The organism is Corynebacterium atrinae (assembly GCF_030408455.1).
Classification (GTDB): Bacteria; Actinomycetota; Actinomycetes; order Mycobacteriales; family Mycobacteriaceae; genus Corynebacterium; species Corynebacterium atrinae.
The window spans coordinates 664,240-677,803 of sequence record NZ_CP046977.1 but is presented as its reverse complement, the minus strand read 5'-3'; the positions used below and the strand labels follow the sequence as shown (position 1 = coordinate 677,803).

Genomic DNA, 13,564 nt, shown 5'->3' with positions numbered 1-13,564 from the left:
AGGATCAACCTAGTGGTCGACCGGGGCCTCCACACCAACTCCGGTGAGGGAGCGGACTTCCATTTCGGAAGCAAGGTGATCGAGGTTGTCCGGCTTGCTGAACACGGTAGCCAGGTAACCCACCAGGAAGGCCAGCGGGATGGACACGATGCCCGGGCTGGTCAGCGGGAAGATCGACCAGTCGCTGTTCGGGAACATCGCGGACGGTGCGCCAGAGACGGCCGGGGACAGGAAGATGAGGATCAGGGCGCTGAAGGTACCGGTGTACATGGAGGCGACAGCACCGACGGTGTTGAAGCGCTTCCAGTACAGCGAGTACAGGATGGTCGGCAGGTTCGCAGAGGCGGCCACGGCGAAGGCGAGGGACACCAGGAAGGCGACGTTCTGCGACATGGCCAGGATGCCCAGGATGATGGAGATGACACCGAGGACCACAACAGTGATGCGAGAGACGCGGACCTGCTCTGCCTCGGAGGACTGACCATCGCGGAAGACGGCGTCGTAAACATCGTGGGCGACGGAGGCCGAGGCCGTGATGGCAAGGCCAGCGACGACCGCAAGGACCGTGGCGAAGGCGACTGCGGAAATCAGGGCCATGAAGATGCTGCCACCGAGTTCGAGCGCCAGCAGCGGTGCTGCGGCATTCGCGCCACCTGGAGCAGCGAGGATGCGGTCCGGGCCGACGAGTGCGGCAGCGCCGTAGCCGAGGACCAGGGTCATGAGGTAGAAAGCACCGATGAGGACGATGGCCCAGGTAACGGACTTACGTGCTTCACGGGCGGTCGGGACCGTGTAGAAGCGCATGAGGACGTGAGGCAGACCAGCGGTACCCAGCACCAGGGCGAGGCCCAAGGAGATGAAGTCCAGCTGCTTGATGAAGGTGCCGCCGTACTTCAGGCCCGGCTTCATGATGTCGGTGGCCTCGTAGCCAACCTTTTGAAGCTGTGCGGAGTCAGCGTGCATCGCGACTGCATCATGGAACAGCGTGGAGAAGCCGCCGCGGATGGAGACGAAGACCAGGATGGTCATAATTGCGACGCCGCCGACGAGCAGGACAGCCTTGATCATCTGGACGTAGGTGGTGCCCTTCATGCCGCCGATGAGGACGTAAGCGATCATGATCACGCCGACGATAGCAACGACGATGGCCTGCTCCGTGGTGCCATGAAGGTCGAGGAGCACGGAGACGAGCGAGCCGGCGCCGGCCATCTGGGCGATGAGGTAGAAGAGAGAGACCGCGAGGGTACCCACGGCGGCGGCCACACGGACCGGCTTCTGGCGCAGTCGGAAGGAGAGGACGTCAGCCATGGTGAAGCGGCCGACGTTACGCAGCGGCTCGGCGACGAGCAGCAGGGCGACCAGCCATGCGACGAAGAAGCCAATGGAGTAAAGGAAGCCGTCGTAACCGGTAATGGCGATGGAGCCGACGATACCGAGGAAGGACGCAGCAGACAGGTAGTCACCTGCGATGGCGAGGCCGTTCTGGGTGCCGGTGAAGGATGCGCCACCGGTGTAGAAGTCGGCTGCTTCCTTGGTGGACTTGCCGGCGCGCATGACCACGGCCATGGTGACAACGATGAAGACAACGAAGACCGCAATATTGAGGATCGGGTTGCCGGTGCTGGAAGATTCCTGAGCAAGGTATGCAGTGGTCATGTTCTAACCCTCCATTGCTTCGCGAATGGCGGCCGCTTGCGGCTCGATGTTCTTGTTGGCGTACCGCACGTAGACCCAGGTGATCACGAAGGTGGTCACGAACTGCAGGAGTCCGAAGACGATGCCGATGTTAAAGCCGCCGCCGATCTCGGTGCCCATCCAGTCCGCAGCGAAGGTAGCCACGAGAACGTAGAGGATGAACCAAACGAAGAAGGCCACAGACATGGGGAAGGTGAAGGACCGGTAGGTCCTCCGCAGCTTTTTAAACTGCTCGCTGTTTTGCATGTCGATGAAGTCCTGGGAGGTCGGCTCGCGCCGTCCATCCGGGCGGACCACTGGAGTTGCACTCACGTTGATCTCTCTTTCACTTGGCCCCAGAGAATTCTGGGGGTCAATCTTGTGGTGGCCTCTGCCACGGGACGTACGTCCTGTGCCAGTGATCACACCGCGTGCTGCAAATTGAAGTTACCTGCCCCACAATGCAACGACGAAGCGAAACAGAAATCTTTTACCGATTAGACCCACTCCCCACCCCCGAGCACTCCCCTAAGCTGGACATTCGACGGGGCGGCTTCTACCCCCAAAAATACAGACATCGGCAATAGCTAATTTTGCAAAGCATCCGTTAGCTAGATTGCCGATATTAGCAAGCCTTGCCAATGCCTAGCACCTCGCTTAACTCACTTAGCCAACCATTGAACTAAATGCAGGTCAGCGCGGTGCCAGGCTGGTCAACTAGTCTTCGCTCGGATAAGAGCGGGGATCGTCGAAAATCCGCCCAAAGCCCTCGGCATGGTCCAAATCGCTAATAGCATCCATCTGGGCGGAATTCAGCGAGAAGTCCGTGACCTCGAGAATCTTCTCCAACCGCTGGAGGTTGGTGGACTTCGGAATAGCGGAGCAGCCCAGTTGCATCTCCCAGCGCAAGGCCACCTGAGCTGTCGTCTTCCCCACGTCCCGGGCCACGGCGTCCAGGACCGGATCCGCCAGCACGGCACCACGGCCGAGCGGCGACCAGGCCTCGGTGAGGATTCCCAGCTCTTCGTGGACCTGACGCAGCGGAGCTTGGGAAAAGCCGGGATGCAGCTCTACCTGATTGACGGCTGGGGCGGTCCCGGTGGCGTCGATAAGCTCGTGGAGAACTTCTTCGTAGAAGTTCGACACTCCGATGGACTGGATGACTCCGAGGCCCTGGAGGCGGGCGATGGCCTCGTAGCTTTCCAGGTACTTCCCCAGCGACGGGGCCGGCCAGTGCACCAAGTAGAGGTCGAGGTATTCCAGGCCGAGCCGGTGCAGCGACTCCTGGAAGGCGGCGGGCACACGGTCCTCGCCCTGGTCGTCGTTCCACAGCTTGGAGGTGACAAACAGCTCCTCGCGGGTAACATCACCGGCGGCGATGGCTTCTCGGATCGCCTGGCCAACCTCTTCTTCGTTGTGATAAATCGAAGCTGTATCAATATGGCGATAGCCCATTGCGATGGCCTCGCGGACGATGCGTGCGCCGTCCTCCCCCGTCAGGTTCCACGTCCCCAGCCCAAGCTGAGGCATTTCGGTTCCATCATTGAGGGTGACGCTGGGCACTTTCACGGGACTATTCGTCGTCATATTGCCCATTGTGCCCTTTATTACTGTCCATGTGTGCCCGATCGGACCCCCATCACACCTTAGGATGGTCCATATGACTGACCCGCGTAGTCCCCACGCCCATCATATTTCCGAACTCTCAGACCACGAGATTTTCGCCGCGCACGAGGGCGGCAAGCTTTCCATCCACACCGCCCGCCCCTTAAAGACCCAACGCGATCTGTCCATCTCTTACACCCCGGGTGTGGCTCAAGTCTGCACGGCAATTGCCGAAAACCCCAAGCTCGCACACCGCTACACCGGCGTGGGGCACACCGTCGCAATCATTTCGGATGGCACGGCCGTGCTCGGACTCGGCGACATCGGACCCCAGGCCGCCCTGCCCGTCATGGAGGGTAAAGCCCAGCTTTTCGACCGCTTCGCCGGCCTCAATGCCTTCCCGATCGTCCTCGATGAAACTGATACCGACGCCCTGGTCACCACCATCAAGGCCATCGCCCCTTCCTTCGGCGCGATCAACCTCGAAGACATCTCCGCGCCGCGTTGTTTTGAGGTGGAACGTCGCCTCGTCGAGGCTCTCGACATCCCCGTCATGCACGACGACCAGCACGGCACCGCTGTCGTCATCACCGCAGCGCTCGGCAATGCCTGCACGCTGCTGGGCCGCACCATGCAGGACCTCAAGGTAGTCATCTCCGGCGCGGGGGCTGCCGGAGTCGCATGCGCAAAAATGCTTCTCGACGCCGGCGTATCCGACATCATCATGCTCGACTCGCGCGGCACCGTCCACGCCGGGCGTGAGGACCTCAACGACATCAAGCGAGAGCTCGCCGCCACCACCAACCCCCGAGCGGTGGAAGGATCCGTCGCCGACGCACTCGCCGGCGCCGACTGCTTCATCGGGCTTTCGCGCGGCCACGTGTCAGAAGAGGCGCTCAAGGGCATGGCGCCCGAGCCGATCCTCTTCTCCTTGGCCAACCCCGACCCGGAGATCGATCCGGAACTGGCGCACCGCTACGGCGCCGTTGTTGCCACCGGACGCTCGGACTTCCCCAATCAGATCAATAACGTCCTTGCGTTCCCCGGCATCTTCCACGGCGCACTGCAGGCTGGGGCCACCAAGATCACCCCGGCCATGAAATTAGCGGCGTCCCGCGCTATCGCCAAGGTCGCCGAGGAGCATCTCGATGTGGAGTACATTGTCCCCTCACCTCTCGATGCCCGCGTCGCCCCTGCCGTGAGCAAGGCGGTCGCCGCTGCATGGGAAAACGCTCAATAATTAACCGACGCTGAGCAGGTCAATCACGAACACCAGGGTGCGGCCGGAGAGCGGGTGCCCGCCACCTGCGGGGCCATAGGCCAGCTCCGGCGGGATGGTGAGCTGGCGACGCCCACCCACCTTCATGCCGGGGATACCCTCTTGCCAACCGGCAATCAGGCCGTTGAGGGGAAACTCAATAGCCTCGCCGCGGTCCCAGGAAGAGTCAAACTCCTGGCCGGATTCGAAGTCGACGCCGACGTAGTGGACCTTAACCAGGCCACCTGGCTGGGCCTCGTCGCCGTCACCGACGATGAGATCAACGGCCACGAGTTCTTCAGGGGCAGGTCCGGACTGGGTGTCAATCTGTGGCTTTTCCATGTGGAAATTGTCTCCTTTAGAAATAGTCGAGCCGGGCACAACGGACCCCATTATAAAGAGGTCCCGATGTGCCCGGCTGAGTTAGGCGCTGCTTAGCGCCTTTTAGCGCTCTTCACGGGGGGTGAGAGTGCGCAGGTTCTGGCCGGTGTAGATCTGGCGCGGGCGGTTGATCTTCGTGGAGGTCTTCAGCTGCTCGCGGTAGTGAGCAATCCAGCCCGGCAGGCGGCCGATGGCGAAGAGGACGGTGAAGAAGTCCGTCGGGAAGCCCATGGCGCGGTAGATGAGGCCGGTGTAGAAGTCCACGTTCGGGTAGAGCTTGCGGGAGATGAAGTACTCGTCGTTGAGTGCGATCTCCTCCAGCTTCATCGCCAGGTCAAGCAGGTGGTCGCCGCCGAGGTGATCGAGGATCTCGTATGCGGTGTCCTTGACGATGGCCGCGCGCGGATCGTAGTTGCGGTAGACGCGGTGTCCGAAGCCCATGAGGCGGACACCCTTCTCCTTGTTCTTCACGCGGTTCATGAAGTCTGTTGCGTCGCCACCGTTGGCATCAATCTCCTCGAGCATTTCGAGGACGGCCTGGTTGGCACCACCGTGCAGCGGGCCGGAAAGGGCGTTGATACCGCCGGCGATGGAAACGAACATGTTGGCATGCGCCGAACCAATCATGCGGACAGTGGAGGTGGAGCAGTTCTGCTCGTGGTCGGCGTGCAGAATGAGGAGCTTGTCCAGAGCCTTGACCATGATGGGATCAACCTCATAGGGCTCGGTCGGGTAACCGAACATCATGCGGAGGAAGTTCTCGCGGGCGTTGAGGGAGTTGTCCGGGTACATGTACGGAGCACCCTTGGAAGCCCGGTAGGCGTAAGCGGCCAGCATGGGCACCTTCGCCATGAGGCGGACGGTGGCCTTGTCCAGGTGCTCTTCGTTCAGCGGGTCAAGCTCGTCCTGGTAGTAGGTGGACAAGATGTTGACGGAGGACGCCAGTACGGACATCGGGTGCGCGTTACGCGGGAAGACGTTGAACTGCGACTTGAAGTCTTCGTCGAGCAGGGTGTGGTGGCGGATGTCGTCGTTGAACTTGTGCAGCTCCTCGACGGTCGGCAGCTCACCGTTGATCAGCAGGTAGGACACCTCGTTGAAGGTGGCGTTCTCCGCCAAATCAGCAATGTCGTATCCACGGTGGCGCAGGACGCCATTTTCACCATCGATGTAGGTGATCTCAGATTCGCAAGAGCCGGTGGAGACGTAGCCTGGGTCGAAGGTCACCAGACCGGTATCAGCCAGCATCTTCCCCAGGACAACACCATCATTGCCTTCTGTGGCTTTGATGATGTCCATTTCGAACTCGCCGCCCGGGTAGTGGAGTACGGCCTTGTCATTGTTGTCAGTAGCCACTGTGTACCTTTCAGACTTCTCTAGTCGACCTTGCCCCGCGTCGAGGGTTCAACCGCCGATGGGGACCATATGGAGGTGTGATGCCCACCGTAGTCCCATCATGACGGTGAGTCATTTTCAGCTTAGGTGACGCTTTCACGTTGAGCGTGCCGCATTTTAGCTCCCTATCCCCCCACGGCGAGGGGCCGGGAAGTGAAGATGACGACACTTTAATGTTGCGCTCCCACCACGAGGCATTTCAGCTCCTCCGAAAGGAGCCGCCCGCCCCGCTATAGGTGGATCAGGGCACAGTTTAGCAAATTATGTGATGGGGGCAACATGATTCTTCTTTACAGGTCACACCCGTTGACTTTGCCACGTTGTGGTACCCCCGCCCCCTGGAAATTACCCCCATCATCCGCGTTCCCACCAGTTGCGGATTTAGGCCTTGGAGTTGAGCAAATAGCGGCTAGAGTAATGGTCGGTCCAGCACCCTCCCCCTCCCCAAGCGATGAAAGGGACAACTTCCTCATGAGTGAGTTCCCCACCCTGCCCGCCGACCTCATCCCCAATGACGGCCGCTTCGGCTGCGGGCCGTCCAAGGTCCGCCCTGCTCAGATCCAGGCCATCGTCGACGGCGCCGAGAACATCATCGGCACCTCTCACCGGCAGCCTGCCGTCAAGAATGTCGTTGGTTCGATCCGGGACGGCCTGTCCGACCTCTTCTCCCTGCCGGAGGGCTACGAGATCATTCTTTCCCTGGGTGGTGCCACCGCCTTCTGGGATGCCGCCACTTTTGGGCTCATCGAGAACAAGTCCGGGCACCTGTCCTATGGCGAGTTTTCCTCCAAGTTTGCAAAGGCCGCCAAGCAGGCCCCGTGGCTCGCAGAGCCCACGGTGATCGAGGCCCCAGCCGGTGATGCCCCCAGCCCGCAGGCCATCGAGGGCGCTGATGTCCTCGGCTGGGCACACAACGAGACCTCGACGGGCGCGATGGTCCCGGTCGTCCGCCCCGCTGGCTCCGAAGGCTCCCTCGTTGTCATCGATGCCACCTCCGGTGCCGGTGGCCTGCCCGTCGATATCTCCCAGACGGATGTCTACTACTTCTCCCCGCAGAAGTGCTTCGCCTCCGACGGCGGCATCTGGTTGGCAGCCATGTCTCCGGCGGCAATCGAGCGCATCGCTGCCATCAGCGCCAGTGGCCGTTTCATCCCCGCATTCCTGGATCTGCAGACTGCCGTGGAAAACTCGCGGAAGAATCAGACTTACAACACCCCGGCGGTGGGCACGCTGCTGATGCTGGAGAACCAGGTCACCTGGATGAACGACAACGGTGGCCTCGACGGCATGGTCGCCCGCACCACCGCTTCCTCGAATGCCCTGTACAACTGGGCCGAAGCCCGCGAGGAGACGACCCCTTATGTCTCCGACCCGGCGAAGCGTTCACTGGTGGTGGGCACCATTGACTTTGATGATTCGGTGGATGCCGCGGTCGTCGCCAAGGTGTTGCGCGCCAACGGCATCCTTGATGTCGAACCCTATCGCAAGCTGGGCCGAAACCAGCTGCGTATCGGTATGTTCCCGGCAATCGACTCTGCGGACGTCGAGACGCTGACCAAGGCCATCGATCACGCCCTTAATTCGGGTGTCGCCCGGGTATAAGCCCCGTTGACCCGCATCAACATGCGCCGGACCTGCCACGGTTCGGCGCATGTCTGCGTTAGGGTAGACGCATCAGTCCCGCTGGCCCGAAGGAGAACTCATGCGCGAGCTGTTCCTCGTCAATGAAGATTCAACCGATACCTCCTTGGTGCTGCGCGCCGAGGATGGCGAACAGTTCTTCGTTGCGGTCGATTCGCTTGACGACGCCGCCCGCACCTCCCTCTTGGCCCCTCCCGCCGTAGAAACTCCGGCAGAGCCGGAGCCCGAGGAAGCCGTCGTCGAGGTTGAACGTTCCATTCCCGCGCCGGACCCACTGCTCACCACTCCCCTGACCATGCGCCCGCGAGACATCCAGGGGCGCATCCGCAGCGGCGCCAGCATCGCCGACCTCGCCGAGGAGATGGGCGTTGCCGAGTCCCGCGTCGAGCCTTTCGCCCACCCCGTCATCCTGGAGCGCCAACGCATGGCGGAGCTGGCTAAACAGGCCCACCCTATCCGCGAAGACGGCCCGGCCAAGCTGACCCTGTGGGAAGTCCTCGCCACGGCGTTCGCCGCCCGTGGTCAATCCGTCGCCGACAGCACGTGGGATGCCTACCGCGAGCCCACCGGCAAGTGGGTCGTGCGCGTGAGCTGGACGGCGGGGCTATCGGACAACGAAGCCGAATGGACCGTCAACAACCACGCCTCTTCCGCATCGACGGCTGAAGCCCGCAACGCCATCGCCGCGGACCTCACCGACCCCGATTTCGTCCAGCCCGTGCGCACCTTGACCTCCGTCGGGCGGGGCAACCGCTACGAAGAAGAGCCCGACGACCTCGACTTCGAAGGCGACGGAGTCGCCGAAGGTGAGGAGTTTCTGCGCCACCCGGACCCGGAGGATAAGCCCGCGGCGTCGACGAAGCGACGTCGTAAAGCAGTGACCCCGCATTGGGAAGACGTCCTCCTCGGCGTGCGGACGAATACGAAGCGCCCACGCGGGTAGCAATGGAATCCGTTGTTACCCTCTGGTTCGTCACGGCCGCCGAGCCAGCCACGGTCATCGAGGCGGAGCCCAAGGCCGACCGCGGCTACGGCCGCAAGTACCTCGCGCAACTTAACCCCGCGTGGCCGATCGTGCCCATCGGCCAATTCCCCCTCAACCGCTCCGCGCCCGCCTCGACTGGCGAGTTCTACGTCGCCGGATTCCCCGGCCTCACCATCGTGCAGACGGTCATCCAAGACGTCCCCCAGCTCTCCGAGATCAGCTCACGCCTGCTCGATTCCGTGCCCGCCGCCGAGGTTTATGCTTTCGCGAGCGGCGCCCGCGGCTACGGCGGATTCGCCCATTGGCGCGGCGGAGTGCTCAAACGCTCCCTGTGTGCGACGCGCACCCGCACCTACGAGGACGTCGGCCTGCCTGAGCCCTTTGAGTCGCCCTTCTGGGCCGGCGAACGCGCCGAATCAATCGGCGGGATCTCCCTCCCTTTCGAGCCCAGCGACTTGGTAGAAGAGGCCCAGCGGCAGTGGATTGGTGTCGATGTCTCCCCCGAGGGACCCGATATCCAAGTCGTGGCTTACGCCGTGGACGGCCGCCCCGAACCGAAGTTCAATGATGCCCCCCAGGGCCGTGTCAGGCAGGCCCCGGAGCTAGGGCCGGTGGATGGCGACTATGACGACTACGAGGAACACAAGGAAGAGTCAGACGCGTTCGTTCGTTTCGCGGATTCTTCAGCGGAGGCTGTCCAGAGCTTCCGCGGATCGCTGACCCGACGGTGGCGCAACGCCCGCGCCTACCTGAGCGACAAACTGCGGCATACCGACCGCGGCTAGGTCTGCCCGCTAGCGCAGGCTGCGATCGCGTTCGTAGAAGGCGATCGCCGCCGAAGTGGCCAGGTTGAGGGAGTCGGTGCCCGGTGCCATGGGGATTCGGGCGCGGACGTCCGTGGCACGCATCGCGTGTTCTGTCAGGCCCGGGCCCTCGGAGCCGACGAGCAGGGCGACTTTGGGGTGGGGATTCCCTGCGGCGTCGACAAGCGCATCAGCGAGGTGGGCGGCGTTGGGATCTGGGGTGAGTGAGACGAGGTGGAAGCCGGCGTCGCGTAGTTGCGACAGGGACCGTTGCCACGTCGTGTAGGTGCCTTCCAGGTGCGCGTAGGGGGTGCGCAGGACGTGACCCATGGAGACGCGAACGACCCGACGGTAGAGCGGGTCGGCGCAGCCATTGCCAAAGAGCATGGCGTCCGCGCCCATTCCGGCGGCGTTGCGGAAGAGCGAACCAATGTTCTCGTGGTCGCCCACTCCCTCGAGGACGACGATGGTCGAGGCGGAGGCGAGGATGGACTCCACGGAGGGCTCCGGGGCGCGGTCGGCTGCAGCGAGGAGGCCGCGGTGCATGTCGAAGCCTGCCACCTCGGTGAGCATGTCGCGGGTGACCTCGTAGATGGGGATGGCGTCGTCCACATCGTGGGATTCGAGGAAGGTGTCGAGCTTGCGGGCGTAGCCGACGATGCTGCGGACCGGGAAGCGGGATTCCAATAGTCGGCCGACCACGAGGGGGCCCTCGGCGATGACGAGTCGGCGGGAGGGTCCGTCGGACTTCTTTAGGTCGCGGACGTCATCCAGCCGGGGGTCGGCAGGGTCGTCAATACGAATGCGCATGGGTTAGTTGATGGCCTGCAGGATCGGGTCCATGCCGAAGAAGAGAACGAAGAGGGCGGAGACGAGCCACATGATCCAGTGGACGTCCTTGGCTTTACCTGCGGCCACGGCCATGACGGAGAAGGCAATGAAGCCGACGCCGATGCCGTTGGCGATGGAGTAGGTAAACGGCATGATGACGATGGTGAGGAAGGCCGGGAGGGCGATGTGGAACTTCGACCAGTCGATGTCGGTGATCTGGGCGATCATCATGGCGCCGACGATGACGAGCACGGGTGCGGCGGCCTCGATCGGGACGACCTCGTAGAGCGGGGTGAGGAACATGGCCAAGAGGAACAGCACGCCGGTGACAATGTTGGCCAAGCCGGTGCGGGCGCCGTCGGCGATACCTGCGGAAGAATCGGCGTAAACAGTGGCCGAAGAGGTGGAGGTGCCGCCGCCGACGATAGCGCCGAAGCCCTCGACGACCAGGGCCCGCTTCATGTCGGGCAGCACGCCGTCGTCACCGACGAGGTTGCCCTGCTTACCCAACGCGGTCATGGTGCCCATGGCGTCGAAGAAGTTGGCCAGGACGAGGGTGAACACCAGCAGCGACGCGGCCAGCACACCGATGCGGGTGAAGGCGCCGATCAGGTCGACAGCGCCGACGAGGGAGAGGTCCGGCAGACCTCCGAAGGTGTCAGGGATCATGGGCACGGCCAGCGACCAGCCGGTGGGGTTGGGCTGGCCGTCTTCGAAGGAGGCGCCCGAGTGGGTGACGGCTTCGACGATCATGGCGATGACGGTCGTGGCGACGATGCCGAGGAAAAGGCCACCGCGCACGCGGCGGACGACCATGAAGCCGCAGATGATGAGGCCGAGGACGAAGGTGAGGGTCGGCCACGAGGCGACGGAACCGTCGATGCCCAGGCCGACGGGGACGGTGGTGCCGGCGGCGTCGGGGATGCGGCGGACGAAGCCGGCGTCGACAAGCCCGATCATGGCGATGAACATGCCGATGCCCACGCCCATGGCAGCCTTCATGGACTGCGGGATGGCGCGGAACACGGCGGTGCGGAAGCCAGAAATTGCCAGCACCACGATGACGATGCCGTCGATGACGACGAGGCCCATAGCTTCTGGCCAGGTCAGGCCCTCGCTGGCGACGAGGGTGACGGCAACGAGTGTGTTCAAGCCCAGGCCAGCGGCAATGCCGAAGGGGTAGCGGGCGATGAGGCCGAAGGCGATCGTCATCACGCCGGCGGTGAGGGCGGTGGCGGCCGCGACCTGCGGGATACCCAGGGTGTTGCCGTTCACGTCTTCGACAGTGCCGATGATCAGCGGGTTGAGGATGACGATGTAGGCCATCGCGAAGAAGGTGACCACGCCGGCGCGAACCTCAGTGCCGACGGTGGAGCCTCGTTCCGAGATATGAAAATAGCGGTCCAAGGCGCTGCTGTTTCGGGCCGTTTGCACGCCAGCGGTCATGGTGTGGTTCCCCTGTTCAGAAATTCAATTGTGGCTCAAATGGTGACAATTCCAACCACTGAATTTTGGACTCAATCGCGTTTCCACACAACTTCGCCTAGATTCATGAGCGATATCCCAAGGAGCTGAGCTACGTGTACGCCACAACTTTCCTCATGCGTGATGGTCGGGTGGCCAACCTAGGTGCCCACCTTCATCGGCTGCGCACTGCGACCACTTTCCACCCCTCCGCCGAGGACGAAGTGTTGGCGACGTTGCGCTCCGCGGGCCCCGGTGTCTTCCGCCCCCACATCGAGGTAGTGGGCTCCACAGTGTCCGTTGACCTGCGGCCCGCGGTGATGCCGCCGGATGATGTGGTGGTCGATGCCGAGGGCATTCGGGATGAGCGCCGTCGCCCGACGCGCAAGGGTCCGGACTTTGGGTGGCAGATGAACAAGCTGCAGCGGGTGCGTAATCGAGGCGCCGGTGCTGGATTGCTTGTCGACGAACGCGGCAACATCATCTCCGGCATCTTCTCCAGCGTCCTCTACCTCAGCGGGGGTACCGCCCACGTTTCCGCGCACCCCCGCGCCGCGCAGTCCATCACGCTGGACGCCACCTTAGGCATGCTTATCGACGCCGGGGTCGACATCGTCGAGCATCCCTCCGGTCTGCCCATGCATCAGCTCCGCACCAAGGAGACGTGGTTGATGAGCTCGCTGGAAGGTGTCCGCAACGTCACCGGTTGGATGGAATACGGTTCCACTCTTCCGCCGCAGATCACCGGTCAACCACGGGGAGGGGCTCCCACCCACCGCGAGATCAACGAGCGGATGTGGGCAAAGGCGGAAAACGTCTAGAAGACGACTAGAAGATGATGCCTTCGTCGTCGTAGGCATCGGGGGCGTCGACAAGCGAGTCGGCGGGAGTGCGCGAGTGGGCACCGCAGCCGTACTTGGCATGCACCAGGTGGCCGTCGGCCGAGTATTCATTGACACAAGCCCCGAAATTGGAGCCAATGACATCGCCGACGGGGACAAAGAAGGCACAGGTGCCGCAGTCGAGGGTGGCTTTTTCGGCGAACTCACTGGTCGGGCCATATTCGCCGGTGCGCCAGCGCTGCAGCGCGTCCCGCAGGCCCTGATCGGAGAGCTTTCCCTCGTCGTCGAGGCGCGAATCATCAGGTTCCGGCGGCATGAGATCGCCGGGGCCTAGGTCGCCAGGGCGAATCCGATCGGCCCACGGCACCCATTCGGGAGCCTGCAGCGCGTCCCCGCTCGGTGCGGGCACGAGCGCCAGCTCGTTGATAGTGACGTGCCGTGAGCCCGAGGCACAGGCCAGGACCGCGTTCCACTCCCAGCCGCTGTAGCCGGGGACATCCGCCGCGAAGCGGTGATTTGCCACATTGCGCCCCAGAACCTGGACCCCGATGTGGTCGCCTACCCCGCCGTCCCCGAGCTCCTCCAGTGCGGTGCGGGCGAGGTCGACGGCCTGGGCGTCGAGAAGCGGGCTGTTTTTCCGGCGACGATTGCTAGGGGACACGCCACTCATTATGGGCCATCTGGG

The 13,564-nt window shown here is 63.0% G+C and carries 13 protein-coding genes; 5 read left to right on the top strand and 8 right to left on the bottom strand.

Going from position 1 to position 13,564, the window contains the following annotated elements; all coding sequences use genetic code 11:
- Positions 1 to 9: 9 nt before the first annotated feature.
- The 3 genes from CATRI_RS03425 to CATRI_RS03415 all read right to left on the bottom strand — a co-directional run bounded on the left by CATRI_RS03425 (position 10) and on the right by CATRI_RS03415 (position 3,261).
- Entirely contained in the window at positions 10 to 1,656 is a 1,647-nt protein-coding gene (locus CATRI_RS03425) for a monocarboxylic acid transporter (protein ID WP_290219759.1), read from the bottom strand.
- A gap of 3 nt (positions 1,657 to 1,659) precedes the next feature.
- Positions 1,660 to 1,941 carry a DUF485 domain-containing protein gene (locus CATRI_RS03420; protein WP_290220932.1) on the bottom strand — a complete coding sequence of 94 codons (282 nt, stop codon included), beginning with the start codon at positions 1,939 to 1,941 and terminating at the stop codon, positions 1,660 to 1,662.
- A gap of 450 nt (positions 1,942 to 2,391) precedes the next feature.
- Positions 2,392 to 3,261 (bottom strand): aldo/keto reductase, encoded by an 870-nt coding sequence (locus CATRI_RS03415; protein ID WP_290219757.1) that lies wholly within the window; start codon positions 3,259 to 3,261, stop codon positions 2,392 to 2,394.
- 73 nt (positions 3,262 to 3,334) lie between these two features.
- Here CATRI_RS03415 and CATRI_RS03410 point away from each other — a divergent pair, with 73 nt between their 5' ends.
- A complete protein-coding gene (locus CATRI_RS03410) occupies positions 3,335 to 4,519 on the top strand; it encodes an NAD(P)-dependent malic enzyme (RefSeq protein ID WP_290219755.1) in 1,185 nt (394 codons plus the stop codon).
- On the opposite strand, the gene CATRI_RS03405 is transcribed toward CATRI_RS03410, so the two are convergent.
- Both CATRI_RS03405 and CATRI_RS03400 read right to left on the bottom strand, forming a co-directional pair.
- The gene (locus tag CATRI_RS03405) at positions 4,520 to 4,879 is read right to left on the bottom strand and encodes an FKBP-type peptidyl-prolyl cis-trans isomerase (protein WP_290219753.1); all 360 of its coding nucleotides are present in this window, start codon (positions 4,877 to 4,879) and stop codon (positions 4,520 to 4,522) included.
- A 102-nt stretch (positions 4,880 to 4,981) separates the two neighbouring features.
- Positions 4,982 to 6,274, bottom strand: coding sequence for a citrate synthase (locus CATRI_RS03400; RefSeq protein WP_290219751.1), 1,293 nt, complete (start codon positions 6,272 to 6,274; stop codon positions 4,982 to 4,984).
- Positions 6,275 to 6,784: 510 nt separating this feature from the next.
- On the opposite strand from CATRI_RS03400, the gene serC reads away from it, so the two are divergent.
- The 3 genes from serC to CATRI_RS03385 all read left to right on the top strand — a co-directional run bounded on the left by serC (position 6,785) and on the right by CATRI_RS03385 (position 9,724).
- On the top strand, positions 6,785 to 7,915 hold the full coding sequence (serC, locus tag CATRI_RS03395) for a phosphoserine transaminase (protein ID WP_290219750.1): 1,131 nt from the start codon (positions 6,785 to 6,787) through the stop codon (positions 7,913 to 7,915).
- Positions 7,916 to 8,015: 100 nt separating this feature from the next.
- Positions 8,016 to 8,897 (top strand): septation protein SepH, encoded by an 882-nt coding sequence (gene sepH / locus CATRI_RS03390; protein ID WP_290219748.1) that lies wholly within the window; start codon positions 8,016 to 8,018, stop codon positions 8,895 to 8,897.
- A 2-nt stretch (positions 8,898 to 8,899) separates the two neighbouring features.
- The gene (locus CATRI_RS03385; protein WP_290219746.1) at positions 8,900 to 9,724 is read left to right on the top strand and encodes a DUF6928 family protein; all 825 of its coding nucleotides are present in this window, start codon (positions 8,900 to 8,902) and stop codon (positions 9,722 to 9,724) included.
- 9 nt (positions 9,725 to 9,733) lie between these two features.
- On the opposite strand, the gene CATRI_RS03380 is transcribed toward CATRI_RS03385, so the two are convergent.
- Together CATRI_RS03380 and CATRI_RS03375 are read right to left on the bottom strand one after the other, a co-directional pair.
- Entirely contained in the window at positions 9,734 to 10,552 is an 819-nt protein-coding gene (locus CATRI_RS03380; protein WP_290219744.1) for a TrmH family RNA methyltransferase, read from the bottom strand.
- Positions 10,553 to 10,555: 3 nt separating this feature from the next.
- Positions 10,556 to 12,019, bottom strand: a complete 1,464-nt coding sequence (locus tag CATRI_RS03375) for an NCS2 family permease (RefSeq protein WP_290219743.1) — start codon at positions 12,017 to 12,019, stop codon at positions 10,556 to 10,558.
- Positions 12,020 to 12,153: 134 nt separating this feature from the next.
- On the opposite strand from CATRI_RS03375, the gene CATRI_RS03370 reads away from it, so the two are divergent.
- The gene (locus CATRI_RS03370; protein WP_290219741.1) at positions 12,154 to 12,858 is read left to right on the top strand and encodes an aminotransferase class IV; all 705 of its coding nucleotides are present in this window, start codon (positions 12,154 to 12,156) and stop codon (positions 12,856 to 12,858) included.
- Positions 12,859 to 12,865: 7 nt separating this feature from the next.
- Here the strand turns inward: CATRI_RS03370 and CATRI_RS03365 are convergent, their stop codons facing one another.
- The gene (locus tag CATRI_RS03365) at positions 12,866 to 13,549 is read right to left on the bottom strand and encodes a DUF3027 domain-containing protein (protein WP_290219739.1); all 684 of its coding nucleotides are present in this window, start codon (positions 13,547 to 13,549) and stop codon (positions 12,866 to 12,868) included.
- Positions 13,550 to 13,564 lie beyond the last annotated feature (15 nt).